General features: G+C 62.5%; 13 protein-coding genes. 9 read left to right on the forward strand and 4 right to left on the reverse strand.

The genetic code is table 11. From position 1 onward, the window contains the following. Window positions 1-27: 27 nt before the first annotated feature. The 5 genes from O7B34_RS05635 (at window position 28) to O7B34_RS05655 (ending at window position 6612) form a co-directional block, all read left to right on the forward strand. The gene (locus O7B34_RS05635) at window positions 28-1578 is read left to right on the forward strand and encodes a trimethylamine methyltransferase family protein (RefSeq protein WP_337145247.1); all 1551 of its coding nucleotides are present in this window, start codon (window positions 28-30) and stop codon (window positions 1576-1578) included. 46 nt (window positions 1579-1624) lie between these two features. Beyond that, window positions 1625-3274 carry an ABC transporter substrate-binding protein gene (locus O7B34_RS05640; RefSeq protein WP_337145248.1) on the forward strand — a complete coding sequence of 550 codons (1650 nt, stop codon included), beginning with the start codon at window positions 1625-1627 and terminating at the stop codon, window positions 3272-3274. 117 nt (window positions 3275-3391) lie between these two features. Continuing rightward, window positions 3392-5374: an oxidoreductase gene (locus tag O7B34_RS05645; RefSeq protein ID WP_337145249.1), complete on the forward strand. Its 1983-nt coding sequence runs from the start codon at window positions 3392-3394 to the stop codon at window positions 5372-5374. Window positions 5375-5519: 145 nt separating this feature from the next. Next, window positions 5520-5999, forward strand: a complete 480-nt coding sequence (locus O7B34_RS05650) for a DUF3828 domain-containing protein (RefSeq protein WP_140507289.1) — start codon at window positions 5520-5522, stop codon at window positions 5997-5999. A gap of 4 nt (window positions 6000-6003) precedes the next feature. Continuing rightward, complete coding sequence (locus O7B34_RS05655) at window positions 6004-6612, forward strand: hypothetical protein (RefSeq protein ID WP_337145250.1); 609 nt, start codon at window positions 6004-6006, stop codon at window positions 6610-6612. Window positions 6613-6620: 8 nt separating this feature from the next. On the opposite strand, the gene queF is transcribed toward O7B34_RS05655, so the two are convergent. Next, window positions 6621-7082, reverse strand: a complete 462-nt coding sequence (gene queF, locus O7B34_RS05660; protein ID WP_063171865.1) for a preQ(1) synthase — start codon at window positions 7080-7082, stop codon at window positions 6621-6623. A 57-nt stretch (window positions 7083-7139) separates the two neighbouring features. Between queF and O7B34_RS05665 the strand changes: the two genes are divergently transcribed. Then, window positions 7140-9185: an NADH:flavin oxidoreductase gene (locus tag O7B34_RS05665; RefSeq protein ID WP_337145251.1), complete on the forward strand. Its 2046-nt coding sequence runs from the start codon at window positions 7140-7142 to the stop codon at window positions 9183-9185. 100 nt (window positions 9186-9285) lie between these two features. Here O7B34_RS05665 and O7B34_RS05670 read toward each other — a convergent pair whose 3' ends face one another. After that, entirely contained in the window at window positions 9286-9693 is a 408-nt protein-coding gene (locus tag O7B34_RS05670) for a hypothetical protein (protein ID WP_337145252.1), read from the reverse strand. Window positions 9694-9872: 179 nt separating this feature from the next. On the opposite strand from O7B34_RS05670, the gene O7B34_RS05675 reads away from it, so the two are divergent. Continuing rightward, window positions 9873-10271, forward strand: a complete 399-nt coding sequence (locus tag O7B34_RS05675; protein ID WP_337145253.1) for a MarR family winged helix-turn-helix transcriptional regulator — start codon at window positions 9873-9875, stop codon at window positions 10269-10271. Window positions 10272-10289: 18 nt separating this feature from the next. Here the strand turns inward: O7B34_RS05675 and O7B34_RS05680 are convergent, their stop codons facing one another. Together O7B34_RS05680 and O7B34_RS05685 are read right to left on the reverse strand one after the other, a co-directional pair. Beyond that, complete coding sequence (locus O7B34_RS05680; RefSeq protein WP_337145254.1) at window positions 10290-11030, reverse strand: polysaccharide deacetylase family protein; 741 nt, start codon at window positions 11028-11030, stop codon at window positions 10290-10292. 70 nt (window positions 11031-11100) lie between these two features. Then, entirely contained in the window at window positions 11101-13173 is a 2073-nt protein-coding gene (locus tag O7B34_RS05685) for a putative bifunctional diguanylate cyclase/phosphodiesterase (RefSeq protein ID WP_337145255.1), read from the reverse strand. Between the two features lie 308 nt (window positions 13174-13481). Between O7B34_RS05685 and O7B34_RS05690 the strand changes: the two genes are divergently transcribed. Continuing rightward, the gene (locus O7B34_RS05690; protein WP_337145256.1) at window positions 13482-14669 is read left to right on the forward strand and encodes a glycine C-acetyltransferase; all 1188 of its coding nucleotides are present in this window, start codon (window positions 13482-13484) and stop codon (window positions 14667-14669) included. Between the two features lie 52 nt (window positions 14670-14721). After that, window positions 14722-15756 (forward strand): L-threonine 3-dehydrogenase, encoded by a 1035-nt coding sequence (tdh, locus tag O7B34_RS05695; RefSeq protein WP_337145257.1) that lies wholly within the window; start codon window positions 14722-14724, stop codon window positions 15754-15756. The last annotated feature ends 18 nt before the right edge of the window (window positions 15757-15774 follow it).

Raw genomic sequence — 15774 nt, forward strand, 5'->3', positions numbered from 1 at the left:
TGGCTGGAACGGACGCCAGGAGGTCTCATGAACGCACCCGCCGCTGAATTGACCGAACCGACCCATCGCCGTGGCGGTGGCCGTCTCGGGCGCAAGGCGCTCCGTGGGGCACCGGTCGCCTCGTTCCCAACCCTGGTTCGTCAGATCCCGGTGTACCAGATGGTTCCGGACGAGGCGGTGGAACTGATCCACGAGGAGTCGCTTTCGATCCTGGAAGAGGTCGGCTGCGAATTCCGCGACGACGAGGCCATCGCCTTGTGGAAGGCGGCCGGTGCCGATGTCCGGGAAACGCGGGTCCGCATCGATCGCGCGCTGCTGATGGAACTCGTCTCCAAGGTTCCCTCCGAGTTCACGCTCAACGCGCGCAATCCCGAGCGTACGGTGCGCGTCGGCGGCAAGAACTCGATCTTCGTGCCGATGTATGGCGCGCCCTATGTGCGCGACCTCGACAACAACAGGCGCTACGGCACGCTTGCCGACCTCAACAATTTCCACAAGCTCGCCTACATGGCGCCGGCGCTGCACTCGTCGAGTTCGATCATCTGTGAGCCGATGGAAATTGCCGTGCCCAAGCGGCACCTGCACATCATCCATTCGGCGCTGAAGCATTCCGACAAACCGTTCATGGGCATCGTGACGTCCAAGGAGCGGGCGGAAGATACGATGGCGATGGCTGGCATCGTGTTCGGCGAGGAATTCGTCCGCGATAATCCGGTGCTGGTGGCGATCACCAACTGCAATTCGCCGCTGGTCTGGGACGCCACCATGCTGGACGCCATGAGGGTGTACGCGCGACACAATCAGCCGCTGATCCTGGCGCCCTTCGCGCTCTGCGGCGCCTCGACCTCGGCGTCGGCCGTCGGCGCGGTTGCGCAGGTCAACGCCGAGGCGCTTGCCGGCGTGGCCTTCACCCAGCTCATCCGTCCGGGTTCACCGCAGATATACGGCCAGTTCATGGTCACGGTCGACATGAAGACCGGCGCTCCGATGGGCGGCACGCCGGAGGCAGCCCAGATGATGTATCTGATGGGCGCGCTGGCGCGGAAATACAAACTGCCGTGGCGCACGTCAGGCTTCCATGTCGGCTCCAAGCTCAACGATGCCCAGGCCGGCTATGAGGCGAACATGCTGATGCATGCCGCCATCCTTGCCGGCGCCAACTACATCTGGCATTCGGCCGGCTGGCTGGAAGCAGGTCTCACCTGCGGGTACTCGAAATTCGCCACCGACTGCGAACAGCTCGTCGGCTGGTACAAATACGCGGGCGGCCTGCCTTTCGACGATTTCAAGGAGGCGATGGCGGCGATCCGCGAGGTCGGACCGCAGGGCCATTTCCTTGGCACCCAGCACACGCTCGAACATTTCGAGAAGGCTTTCTTCATGCCGAGCATCATGGACTTCAACTCCTACGAACAATGGAAGGCGGAAGGGGCGAAGGACCACGACACGCGCGGCCGCGAGAAGGCGCGCAACATGCTCGCCGATTATGAGGAGCCGAAACTCGACGAAGGCATCGCCGACGGTCTCAAGGATTTGATCGCGCGGCGCGAGGAAAAATTGCCCGACAGCGTTAGTTGAAAAACAACAGACAAAGACCTGACGGGAACAACAAGGGGAGAGTGACATGACGGTTTTCACAAGCAATGGCGATCGTGTGCCGCAGGCTATCGAAGCGATGGCAACGGAGGCGCGGGCGGGTCGCATGGACCGGCGCGAGTTCCTGGCGCTGGCCAGCGCGCTTGGCGCATCGACGGCGTTTGCCTATGGCATGATCGGCCTCGCCGCGCCGGCGCAAGCTCTGGCCGAGGAGCCGAAGAAGGGCGGGACGCTGCACGTCTCGATGGCGGTGAAGGCGCAGAAGGATCCGCGTACTTACGACTGGGTGGAACTGGCCAACATCTCGCGCAGCTGGCTGGAGCCGTTGGTTCGCTACACCAGACAATTCACCTTCGAGCCGGTGCTGCTCGAAAGCTGGGACATCAACGACGACGCCACCGAATACACGCTGCATGTGCGCAAGGGCGTCACCTGGAACAATGGCGATGCCTTCAACGCCGATGACGTGGTGCACAATGTGACGCGCTGGTGCGAGAAGGGCGTCGCCGGCAACTCGATGGCGGCGCGCGTCGGTGCGCTGATCGATGCCAAGACCGGCAAGGCCAGGGACGGTGCGATCACCAAGGTCGACGACAACACGGTCAAGCTGAAGCTCAGCGAGCCCGACATTTCGCTCATTCCGAACTTCACCGATTACCCCGCCCTTATCGTGCACCGGAATTTCGATGCCGATGGCGCCGATCCGATCAAGAAGCCGATCGGCACGGGAGCGTTCGAGCTGGTCTCTTACGACGTCGGCCAGAAGGCCGTGGTCAAGCGCCGCGAGAACGGCAAGTGGTGGGGTGGCGAAGCCCCGCTCGACAGCGTCGAGTTCATCGATTACGGCACCGATTTCAACGCCACGGTGAACGCTTTCGACTCCGGCGAGGTCGATGTCAACTTCGAATCGCCCGCCGACTTCATCGACATTCTCGACAAGATGGGGCTGCAGAAATCGGAGGTCGCGACCGCCACCACGCTGGTTGCCCGCACCAACATCACGCACAAGCCCTATGACGACCAGCGGGTTCGCAATGCCCTGCAGATGGCGGTCGACAACAACGCGGTGCTGCAGCTCGGTTATAACGGGCGCGGCACGGTCGGCGAGAACCACCATGTCAGCCCGATCCATCCCGAATATTATGCCCTGCCCAAGAAGGAGCGCGATGCCGCGGGCGCCAAGAAGCTGATGGCGGAAGCCGGCCAGGCCGACTTCGAGCACGAGCTGATCACCATCGAGGACGACTGGCAGAAGAACACCGGCGACGCGATCGCCGGCCAGCTGCGCGACGCCGGTATCAAGGTCAAGCGCACCGTGCTGCCGGGCTCGACCTTCTGGAACGACTGGACGAAATATCCCTATTCGATGACCATCTGGTACATGCGCCCGCTCGGTGTCCAGGTGCTGGCGCTGGGCTATCGCACCGGCGAGGCGTGGAACGAATCGGCCTATTCCAATCCCGATTTCGACGCCAAGCTCAAGCAGGCGCTCTCGCTGATCGATGTCGCCAAGCGCAAGGAGGTGATGAAGGATGTCGAGCAGATCCTGCAGGACTCCGGCGTCATCATCCAGCCGTTCTGGCAGAAGCTCTACAGCCATACGAACAAGAAGGTGAAGAACTACGGCGTCCACCAGACCTTCGAAATGGATCTCCAGAACGTCTGGCTGGACGCCTAGCTTCAAGGATCGCGGCAAAGCCGGCACCCCCGAGGTGCCGGCTTTCCGGCAAGAATCGACTTTGGTTGCGAGCGCTGGCGCCTGGGTGCCGCCGCCAAGGCTTTGAAGGAGCGGTGCATGTCTGGGCGGGTCTTCAACCGGCTGTTCACGCCGGCCACTCTGCGCGGCAAGACGTTACGCAACAGAATCGTGTTCGGAGCCCATACCGCCAACATGGCGGTGGAGGGGCTGCCGACCGCGCGGCATGTCGGCTATTACGCGGAACGCGCCATCGGCGGAGCCGGCATGATAGTGGTCGAGCCGATGCCCGTGCATCAGGCCGCCGTGCTTACCCGTGGCAACTTCAGCCCGTCCGATGACCGCGTCATCCCGCATTTTCGCAAGGTGACGGAGGCGATTCGCGGCAACGGCGCCGTCGCCATCCAGCAGCTCTACCATGTTGGCCAGCACGCGGACGCGGACAACTCGTTTCACCCCGGTTGGTCGCCTTCCGGCCTGCCGAGCTACCACGATTCCGACGGTTCGCATCGGATGTCCGCAGCCGAGATTGAAGAAACGATCGACGGCTTTGTCCAGGCGGCGCGCCGTTGCCGCGAGGCCGGCTTCGACGGCGTCGAGGTCTGGGCGGCGTACCATTCGATGCTGGACCAGTTCTGGACACCCTGGTCGAACCGCCGGGACGACCGATGGGGCGGCAGCCTTGAAAACCGCACCCGGATGAGCCGTGAGGTGATGACCAGGATTCGCCGGGAATGCGGCGATGATTTCATCATAGGTCTTGCGATCAGTGATGAGCCGGAAGTCGAAGTGGCGCTGAAGCGCGAAGCGCTGGCCGAGATAATCGACCTCCACGACCGCGATGCCTTGATGGACTATGTGACTTGCGGAACGGGTTCCTACTTCGACTTCTACAAGATCATGCCGACCTTTGTTTACCCGGAAAAGCTCGGTGCCGACCTGGCGTCCGTGCTCAAATCCACCGTGCGTCATGCGCTGATCACCGCCGAGAGCCATATCCGCGCCGCTGAGAACGCCGAGAGCGTGTTGAGCGAAGGTCGCGCCGATCTCGTTTCCATCGTGCGCGGGCAGATCGCCGATCCGCATCTTGCGGCAAAGGCCGCCGCCGGACGGCCGCAGGACATTCGCGGCTGCCTGTCGTGCAACCAGATGTGCTGGGGCCGGCGCAGCCGTGATTACTGGATCAGCTGCGTCATCAATCCATCCGCGGGGCGGGAATGGGAGTGGGGCGGAGATCGCTTCGCTCCGGTCGCCCAGCCGAAGCGCGTGCTGGTCGTCGGCGGCGGCCCGGCCGGTCTTGAAGCGGCGCGCGCCGCGGCCGAGCGCGGTCACCGGGTGACACTGGCCGAGGCATCCGATCGCCTTGGGGGGCAGTTCCGTCTTGCGGGCCTGCAGCCGCGCCGTGCCCAGATTCTGGATCTGATCGACTGGTACGAGCGCCAGCTCGGCCAGCTTCAGGTCGACATCCGCTACGGGCAGTATGTCGAAGCCGACGATGTCGAGCGCGAAGGCGCGGATCACGTCATCGTCGCGACCGGCTCGATGCCGCCAGACGGCGCTTTCCAGCGGGCCTTGCCGCAGTGGGACAGCATTCCGGGCGGCGGGCCGGTGCTCTCGACCGAAGCAGTGATGGCCCGTCAGGCGAGGCCGGGAAAAAATGTTCTCTTGCTGGACGATGGCGGCAATTGGAAAGGCTGCGGCACCGCCTGGAAACTCGCCGAGGATGGTCACAATGTGACGCTTGTGACGCCGGACGCCCTGGTTGGCAAAGAGCTTCAGCGAATGGCCGTCGACGCGCCGCTGCGACGGGCGCTCGCCAAGCTGAAGGTGCGGTTTGTGACCGAGAGCGCCGTCGTTCACTGGGATGGCAGGATGGCCAGGGTCGCTTCGCTGCTCGATGGAACCGAGCAGGAGATCGAAGTCGATGCGTTGGTCTTCGCCACGACGAATATGGCCGCCGACATGCTTTCCATCGAACTCGAAAGGCGCAAGATTGCCCACACTTCGATTGGTGATTGTACCGCTTCCAGGCAGGTGGCATTCGCCATCCATGACGGACGCAAGGCAGCGCTCGGCCTCTGAGTGCAAGCTTGGCCTGCACGTTCCGTCGAGATGATCCGCTTCAGCCGTGATGCGTGCGCAGGCGGGCTTCATGAACCGCAAAAAAGCCGATATGCACGATGCGTGGTATTGGTTGCTTCAAGCCATGAAAAGCCGGAGATTCTGCATGAGACTGACAGTGCTCCTTGCCGCCCTTTCGATAGCCTTGCCCGCCGCCGCCGTGGCCGGTCCGGCTTCCGACGCGGTGAAGTTCTTCTATGTCCCGCAGGTCAAGTTCGAGGCCGACGCGCAATACCGCGATCGCTTCACCGAGCCGGTGACGAAACTGTTCGACCTCAACGACCAGGCGACCAAGAAAAATCCGGACCAGGTCGCCTGTATCGACTTCGACCCCGGCCTCGACGCGCAGGATTTCGACCAGAAGACCCTTTCCAAGACACTGAAGCTGTCGGAGACGGTGGATGGCGACACGGCGCAAGTGGTGGCGAACTTCAGTCTTTTTCCGGAAGGAGACGATGCGCAGCGCGAAATGCACTGGTCGTTGAAGAAGGTCGACGGCAAATGGAAGATATCGGACATTGCATCGAAGACCAGCGACTGGACGCTGAGCCAGCTCGAATGCATGGCGGGCCAAGATCCGGAGTGAAGCAATGGCCGGTCGCGCGCTCCTGTCATTGTCGGCCATGTGCCTGCTGGCGGCTGGCTTGAACGGCGCATCCGCCCAGGGCCTGTTGGGCGCGCCGCCGGCAAATGCCCCTGCCGGGACCGCGCCTGATGACGGCCGGACACCGCCGGCAACCGCGCCTGGCGGAGCCGCGGAGCCGGCGACGCCACCGGTGGCCTGGCCGCCGAGCGAGCTTGCCGCCCCCATCCAGCCGGGATCGCCGACAGCGGTGGTGCGGCCGTTTTACGATCAAGTCGGCCTGGAGGTGGATCCGGCCCAGCGCGGCCATTTCACAGACCCGGCTAAAACCGTGCTCGACAAGAGCGATGCGTTGCGCAAATCCGGACAGGGCGAGTGCCTGGACCCCAACATGGCGCTCGACAATGCGGACTACGACAAGGCCGAGATCGACAAGAGCCTGAAGACGCTCGAAGCGATCAATGGCGATCAGGCCAAGGTCATCGTCGCCTTCGTCGTCGGCGGCAACCCGCACCGCCTCGAATGGAAGTTCAAGAAGGTCGGCGGCGAATGGAAGATATCGGACCTTTTGTCGGTGACCGGCGAATGGGCGCTAAGCCAGTACCAGTGCGAATGATGGCCGAACTAGCCGCGTCCGCGATAGGGGGCGACGCCGGTGTCCGGCAGCCAGGCGCCTTCCGGCGGAGCGCCGGTCTGCCAGAACACGTCGATCGGAATGCCGCCGCGTGGATACCAATAGCCGCCTATGCGCAACCAGAGCGGCTTGGTCGCGGCCACGATGCGACGTCCGATCATCACCGTGCAGTCTTCATGGAAAGCGCCATGGTTGCGAAACGAGGTCATGAACAGCTTCAGCGACTTCGATTCCACCAGGGCGGCATCGGGGGCGTAGTCGATGACGATATGAGCGAAATCCGGCTGTCCGGTCACCGGGCAGAGCGAGGTGAATTCCGGGCAGGTGAAGCGCACGATCGCCGGCGGTCCGTCGCCGCGCGAAAACGGCACGGTTTCCAGGACCGCAGCTTCGGGGCTCTGTGGCGTCTCGACGTGCGTGCCGAGCTGGGTGAGGGTTTTGGTATCGATCATAAGCGGTTTTCCTTGGATTTGCCGCTCATTAGCACAAATTAAAACGGCAGGAAGACGATGATCAGCAACGACCCGCTTCTCCAACCTTACCAGCTCAAGCATTTGACGCTGAAGAATCGGGTGATGTCGACCAGCCACGAGCCGGCCTATTCGGAGGACGGCATGCCGAAGCAGCGCTATCGGCTCTACCATGCCGAAAAGGCCAAGGGCGGCATGGCGCTGACCATGACCGCAGGCTCGGCCATCGTTTCGCGCGACAGCCCGGCCGCCTTCGGCAATTTGCATGTCTATGACGACCGCATCGTGCCGTGGCTGGCCGAACTCGCTGACGCCTGCCACGAGCACGATTGCAAGGTGATGATCCAGATCACCCATCTTGGCCGCCGCACCGGCTGGAACAAGGCCGACTGGCTGCCGGTGCTGTCGGCCTCGCCGGTGCGCGAGCCGGCGCATCGTGCTTTCCCCAAGGCCATCGAGGAGTGGGATATCGAGCGCATCGTCGCCGACTATGCATCGGCCGCCCAGCGCTGCCAGGCAGCCGGGCTCGACGGCATCGAGTTCGAATCCTACGGCCATCTGATGGATGGCTTCTGGTCGCCTGCCACCAATCGTCGCGATGACGAGTATGGCGGTTCGCTCGACAATCGCCTGCGCTTCACCAACATGGTGCTCGATGCGGTGCGGGCGGCGGTCGGCGAGAAATTCGTCGTCGGCATCCGCATGGTCGCCGACGAGGATTTCGAGAAAGGCCTGTCGAAGGAGGAGGGCGTCGAGATCGCCAGGCGGCTGGCCGGCTCCGGCAAGGTCGATTTCCTCAACATCATCCGTGGTTCGATCGAGACCGATGCGGCGCTCACAAAGGTGATCCCGGTGACCGGCATGCGGTCTTCGCCGCATCTCGATTTCGCCGGCGAGGTGAGGGCGGCGACGAAATTCCCGACCTTCCACGCGGCGCGCATTTCCGATGTCGCCACCGCGCGCCATGCGATCGCCACCGGCAAGCTCGACATGGTCGGCATGACCCGCGCCCACATCGCCGATCCGCACATCATCAGGAAGGTGATGGAGGGCCGCGAGCACGAGATCCGTCCCTGTGTCGGCGCCACCTATTGTCTGGATCGCATCTATGAAGGCGGCGAGGCGCTGTGCGTCCACAATGCGGCGACCGGCCGCGAGGCGGATATCCCGCATATCATCGCCAAGACGGAAGGGCCTAGGCGGAAAGTCGTGGTTGTCGGCGCCGGCGCCGGCGGACTGGAGGCGGCGCGGGTCGCGGCCGAGCGCGGCCATCAGGTCACGATCCTGGAAGCATCATCACAAGCGGGTGGCCAGGTTCGTCTGGCGACCCAGAACCCACGCCGCAAGGAATTGATCGGCATCATCGACTGGCGTCTGGCCGAACTCGAACGGCTGGGCGTCGAGATCCGCTACGACACCTGGGCCGAGCAGGACGACGTCCTGGCCCTGGCGCCTGACGTGGTGGTCGTCGCCACCGGAGGCCTGCCGCAGAACCCGCCGCTGGCCTCCGGCGACAATCTCGTCACCTCGAGCTGGGACATCATGGCCGGCAGCGTCAAGCCGGCCGAGAATGTTCTTCTCTTTGACGACAATGGCGGCCATCAGGGCATGGGCGCGGCCGAACTGATTGCCAACAGCGGCTCGAAATTGGAACTGGTTTCGCCGGAGCGGTTCTTCGCCCCCGAAATGGGCGGCATGAACCACGTGCCGTACATGCGCGCCTTCCAGGAAAGGGGCGTCACCATCACCATCAACACACGCCTGCGCTCTGTGCGGCGCGAGGGCAATCAATTGGTCGCGGAACTCGCTTCGGATTTTGCCGATGGCTGGCGCGGGGAGCGCAGGGTCGACCAAGTGGTGGTCGAGCACGGCACGGCGCCGCTTGACGACCTCTATCTGTCGCTGAAGCCGCTGTCGAGGAACGGCGGCGCGATCGATTATGAGCGGCTGGTGAACGGCGGCGATATCTTCCCATCGCGCAATTCGGAAGGTGGCTTCGTCGTGTTCCGCATCGGCGATGCGGTCGCCTCACGCAACATCCACGCGGCCATCTATGACGGCATACGGTTCGGGATCAGGATTTGATCACGATCAGGTGGCGCGCAACGGCCTTTGCAAGGAGAGCCACCTAACGCTCTGGTCCGTTGCGCGCCGCGCATGATCGGCTTTCACCGGCCGTGCGATTCTAAAACATCTTGGCGGTCGCCATGCAAAGCACGGTGATGACCAGCAGCCCGCCGGCGATGCGTTCGCCCCTGGTCATTTTCGCGCGCAGCTCCGTTTGGGTTGCGGCATCGGCGCCGGCAAGCTGCCTGCTGGCGGAGCCCACAAGCGCGCCTTGCACGCCGGCGGCGATCAGCGCCGTCAAAATGCCGAGCGCCAGTACCTTCTCCATCGAGCCGAAAGCACCCTCATGAAAGAAATACCAGAGCAGCAAACCGGTCAGGAAAGCCAAGCCGGCAGCGCCCATTTGCGGCCGGAAGAACCGCTCTGCCCGGATGTCCGGATCCCGGGCAACCGCGATGGTCGTGCCGGCCCAGAAGACGCCGGCCAAGACGTGCAGGCCGATGACGACGATATAAACATATTGCATGACCGCATTTCCTCTCCATTCGCCCGCCGCCTACGCGCCGCAACCATGTCGCGATGCCATCAATAAGCCAAAAATTAGATATCTAACGGTTAGATGTCAATCATGAAGCCAAGTTTCACGTTTTCCATTGCTTGCTCTACTGTCAGATCATGACACCATTTGACCGCCCGCCGGTCGGCATGAATCTCGGCCGCACCGCCAAGCTTGTTGCCCAGGCCTTCGACGCTGCCTTGGTTGAAGCGGGGGGGACCTTGCCGGTCTGGCTCACGCTGCTGTCGGTGAAGTCGAGCGAGCTTGCCAATCAGCGCGAACTTGCCGGCATGATCGGCATCCAGGGCGCGACGCTGACCCATCATCTCAATGCGATGGAGGTGCAGGGCCTGCTGACGCGTCGGCGCGACCCCGTCAACCGACGGGTTCACATGGTCGAATTGACAGCGGCGGGAGAAGCGCTGTTCGAGATGTTGCGGCAAGCAGCGCTTGTTTTCGACAAGCGGCTTCGCACCGGACTGTCCGACGAGCGTCTGGCTGAGTTTGCACAGGTGCTCGCGGCGTTGCGGGAGAATGTGGGGAGCTAGCAGTGCCGACCTGATGGCTCAGTCGTCATAGCTCTGGATTATTCCAAACGCATAGTGGCGCAGTTTCAATGCGGTGATCAGCTTGGTCAATTGCGTCTTGCCGTCAAAGCCGTCCTGAAACATCTCGTCGTGCATGAGCAGGATCAACTTACCGGGTTTGGCGAAATGGCCATAGCCGAACAAATGATCGATCTCGCTGACCAGATGGTCGACGCTCTGGACCGGCTCGCCGCTGTCCTTGTGCACCCACTCGTGGTCCCAGCCATAGAGATAAAAGCCGGACGCCGCGACGAACTCATAGTCGGGATCCTCACGCCCGGCTTGCGCCTGTCCAAGCGAATTGTCGTTCTTCGACATCGAAGGCAGCCGGAACACATCGCGACCCGGCAGGCGGGCGTGCACCGCCGGCTTCAGGCCCAATACGGCATTGGCCATGAGCATGTCGGCAACCACGCCTTCCGTATCGCCATAGAAGTGCCGGTAGTGATTGTAGGCGTGACTGTAGCTGTGGTTGCCGATCGTCACCAACGGCATCGCCTTGGCGCGCCGTACCAACGCCTTGTTGGACGCACTGGCTTCGGCATGCATGCCGACCATGAACAGCGTTGCCGGAACCTGCGCCGCCTCCAAGACGTCGAGGATGTTGCTCGTGCCGTTCAGCGGACCGTCGTCGAAGGTGAGATAGATGGTGCGATCCGCGCCATAGGCCGGCAACGCCGGCATCAACATGGCTGCCAGGGCAAGCCGAAGGAATGTCATGCGGCCGCTATCCCATTGCGATCAGGGCAGGCCGCCATTTCCGCGGCTGCTTGTCAAGGCCGGGCTCTACCTACGCCAGGCTTCCCTGCAATACCGTCAGCCTGGCTTTCTTCGGCATGCGGGCGGTCAGCCACTCGAGCGCCTTGTCATGCGGCATCGGGAAGGCGATGGAATAGCCTTGCACCTGGTCGCAGCCGATTGCCATCAGCGAATCGAGTTCCGCCTCGGTTTCGGCGCCCTCGGCGACGATGGAGATGCCCAGTCCCCGGGCAAGCTCCGTGATGGCGCGCACGATCTTGGAGTTGTCTCCATTCTCATGGATGTTCTGGACGAAGCGGCGGTCGATCTTGAGCCGGTCGATCTCGTTGGGATTGACGTGGCTGAGCGAAGCATAGCCGGTGCCGAAATCATCGAGCTCCAGATGGACGCCGGCCGCCCTGATGTGGCGCAACTTCGCCGCGATGCCTGTCTTCTCGTCGTCGAGAATGACGGATTCGACGATTTCCAGCGACAGTTTCTGCGGCGGCAGTCCGGCTTTCTCCAGCGTCTCGAACAGAAACGTATCGAAATCATGCTCGCGCAACTCGGTGCCCGAGACGTTGACGGCAAGCCGCCCGAAGGCAATCCCGGCACGGTTCCATTCAGCGGCCTCGTTGATCGCCTTGCTGATCACGATGCGGCCGATCTCCGGCATAAAGCCGCATTTCTCGGCGACCGGAATGAATTCGCCCGGCGAGATCATGCCGCGCTCGGCATGGTTCCATCGCACGAGCGCTTCGATGCCGCTGATGGTGCCGTCGGTAAGCGAGACCTGCGGCTGGAAATAGACCTGGAACGCCTTTTCGGAAATGGCGACCTTGATGTCGTGTTCGAGCTGCTTGCGGTAGTCGAGCTCGCGGCGCAGTTCCTCTGAGAAGAACGAGAAGTTGCCGCCACCCATTTTCTTGGCGGAGTAAAGCGCCAGATCGGCATGGACGAGCAGGTCTTGCGCATTGTCGGCATCGATCGGATAGACGGCGATGCCGCCGCTGGCGCCCGGAAGGATGGTGGTGCCCTGGAACACGATGGGCTCATTGATGTGCACCAGGATGCGCCGTGCCAGCATGTTGATGTCCTCGGTGTTGCCGGCTCCGTTGAGGATCATCACGAATTCGTCGCCACCAAGCCGCGCGCACAGATCCGACGCCCGGCAGGAATCGCGCATGCGCTGTGCGGTCACCACCAGGACATAGTCGCCGGCGGCGTGGCCCAGCGTATCGTTGATCTGCTTGAAGCGGTCGAGGTCGAGCTGGACCACGGCCAGGCGTTCGCGCCGGCGATGCGCGCCCTTGATCAGCGTCTCGAAATGGTCGGTCAGGAAGGTGCGGTTGTGCAGGCCGGTGAGGCCGTCATGCACCGCGATGAAGGCCATCGAATTGCGCGCATCGACCAGTTCACGTGTCTTGCGCAGGATCGCGTTGGACATCGGCCTGAAGATGAACAGCGCCACCAGCAGGATGACACCGAGGGTGGCGTAGAACAGCGTGCGATGGAGGGTGAGCAGCTTCTCGGAGCGCTCGTCGGCATCCGCACTGATGCGCTGGCCGAGCGCGGCATAGCCCGACAGCGTGGCATTGGCGACCGAGGCATCGAGGTTGACTCGTTCGGCGCCGCCCTTGTAGCCCCCATTGTCGAGCTGGTTGAGTTGCGATTCAAAGGCCGAGACCAGCCGATCGCCATTGGCGATCAGGCCAACCGAGAAATAATCGAGATGGAAGGGTTTGGCGAAAAGCACGCTCTCGATCGACTTCGGATCGAACTTGGCAGGCGATTGCGGATCCGCGCCTGTCTGCTTGAGCAGCAGATCATAACTTGTCTCGAACTCAGCCGTGGCCTGCTTCAGCGCGCTGACCAGCGCTGGCTGCTTGTCGCGCGAGGCGGCGCCTGTTGCGCTGGCAAGGAAAACGATGCGCTGCGATAACGTTTTTTGCGTGCCGACGATGTCGAGCAGCGTGTTGTTGTGCTGCTGCGTGGCCATCGTCTGCTGCAGCAGGACGAAGGAGGCCGCCACCATGGCGGCAATGATCAGCAGCGCCAGCCAGTAGCCAGCTTTGATCAGCAGTATGAGCTTGCCTGAAACGGTTTGCACCGGCTGCTGAGACATGTTCGGGGGCGGTCCTCTCGCCAACGGATTTCTGTATGAGCACCATTGAACTGCAAACGTTAACAGGACCGGAAGTCGACGGCCGGCCGGCAAGGGGGAGGCGCGGAGAAATCGCGAAATGGTTATCGGCTTCTTTCGTCGCAAGCCCGCATTTGAGCATTCGTCAGTCCATGCGTTCCCGGGCCGTCACTTGGGCAATGTCCATTGCATCCGGCTGATGCTGCCCGGCCACCTGATCCGGTCGCTTTTGCGATGGATTTTTTGCGCCGGCGGGACGACAGTCTGCCCACGTCAAACGAGGCCTGATCATGACCGCAGCATTTCTCTCCCATATCGACAGCGAGCTTGCAGGGCTGAAATCCGCCGGCCTCTACAAGTCCGAGCGGGTGATTTCCTCGATGCAGTCGGCCGAAATCGAGGTCGGCGGCGAGAAAGTATTGAATTTCTGCGCCAACAATTATCTCGGCCTTGCCGACAGCGCGGACCTGCGCGCGGCGGCCACGCAGGCGCTCGATCGCTACGGCTACGGCATGGCCTCGGTGCGCTTCATCTGCGGCACGCAGGAAGAGCACAAACAACTCGAGGCGACAATTTCATCCTTCCTCGGCCTGGAAGACACCATCCTCTACGGCTCCTGCTTCGACGCCAATGGCGGCCTGTTCGAGACACTGCTTGGCGAGGAGGATGCTGTTATCTCGGATGCGTTGAACCACGCCTCGATCATCGATGGTGTCAGGCTGTCGAAAGCCAAACGTTTCCGTTACGCCAACAACGACATGGCCGACCTCGAGGCGCGATTGCAGGAAGCGAAGGATTGCCGCTTCCGGCTGATCGCCACCGACGGCGTGTTTTCCATGGACGGCATCATCGCCAATCTCAGGGGTGTCTGTGATCTCGCCGAGAAATACGATGCGATGGTCATGGTCGACGACAGCCATGCGGTCGGTTTCGTTGGTGCAAACGGCCGCGGCTCGGCCGAGCATTGCGGCGTCGAGGGCAGGGTGGACATCATCACCGGCACGCTCGGCAAGGCGCTCGGCGGCGCTTCCGGCGGTTACACCTCTGGCAAAAGCCAGATGGTCGACTGGCTGCGCCAGCGCTCGCGGCCCTATCTATTTTCCAACACGCTGATGCCGGCGATCGCCGGCGCCTCGATCAAGGTGTTTGACCTGATCCGCAATGGCGGTGCCTTGCGCGAGCGCCTATATGCCAATGCGGCGCGGTTCCGGTCCCAGATGGGTAAGCTTGGCTTCACGCTGGCAGGCGTCGATCATCCGATCATACCGGTGATGCTGGGTGATGCGACGCTGGCGCAGCAGATGGCCGCGCGTATGCTGAAGCGTGGCATCTATGTCATCGGCTTTTCGTTCCCGGTCGTGCCTAAAGGCCAGGCGCGCATCCGCACCCAGATGTCGGCGGCGCATTCCAGCGCTGATATCGACCGCGCGGTGGAGGCATTCGGTGCGGTCGGTAGGGAATTGGGCGTGATTTCCTGAACGGCCGGCGCCGAAAAGCGATTCCGGATCAAGAGATTCAAGGGACAAAAGAATGTCGAACATGATGAAGGCGCTGGTGAAGGCCAAGGCCGAGCCGGGCATCTGGATGGAAGAGGTGCCGGTGCCGGAGATCGGCCCCAACGACGTGTTGATCAAGGTCAAGAAGACAGCGATCTGCGGCACCGACGTGCATATCTACAATTGGGACCAGTGGGCGCAGAACACGGTGCCGGTGCCGATGGTCACCGGCCATGAATTCGTCGGCACGGTCGCCGACTTTGGTGCTGCGGTTACCGAATACAAGGTCGGCCAGCGCGTGTCGGGCGAGGGCCACATCGTCTGCGGCCACTGCCGCAACTGTCGTGCGGGCAGGGGACATCTGTGCCGCAACACGCTTGGCGTCGGCGTCAACCGTCCTGGCGCCTTCGGCGAATATCTGGCGATCCCGCAGCACAATGTCGTGCCGATTCCCGACGATGTGCCGGACGAGATCGCCGCGATCTTTGACCCCTTGGGCAATGCCGTCCACACGGCGTTATCCTTTGATCTGGTAGGCGAGGATGTGCTGGTCACCGGCGCCGGGCCGATCGGCATCATGGGGGCGCTGGTTGCGCAGTGCGTCGGCGCGCGCAAGGTGGTCATCACCGACATCAACCCGGTGCGGCTGGCGCTGGCGAAAAAGCTCGGCGTCCAGCATGTCGTCGATGCCTCGAAGGAAAAGCTGCGCGATGTCATGCCGGCGCTCGGCATGACCGAGGGGTTTGACGTCGGTCTCGAAATGTCGGGCGCCGCGCCCGCTTTCCGCGACATGATCGACACCATGAACAATGGCGGCAAGATCGCCATCCTCGGCATAGCGCCAACCGGCTTCGAGATCGACTGGAACAAGGTCATCTTCAAGATGCTGCACTTGAAGGGCATCTATGGCCGCGAAATGTTCGAGACCTGGTATAAGATGATCGCCCTGGTGCAGGGCCCGCTCGATGTGACCGGCCTAATCACGCATCGCATCGGCGTCGATGATTTCCAGGTTGGGTTCGATGCGATGAGGAGCGGCAGTTCGGGCAAGGTGGTGATGGACTGGTAGCCATCCTTTGTCCCGCTA

Origin of the sequence: Mesorhizobium sp. Cs1299R1N3 (assembly GCF_037179625.1) — a bacterium.
Lineage (GTDB): Bacteria > Pseudomonadota > Alphaproteobacteria > Rhizobiales > Rhizobiaceae > Mesorhizobium > Mesorhizobium salmacidum.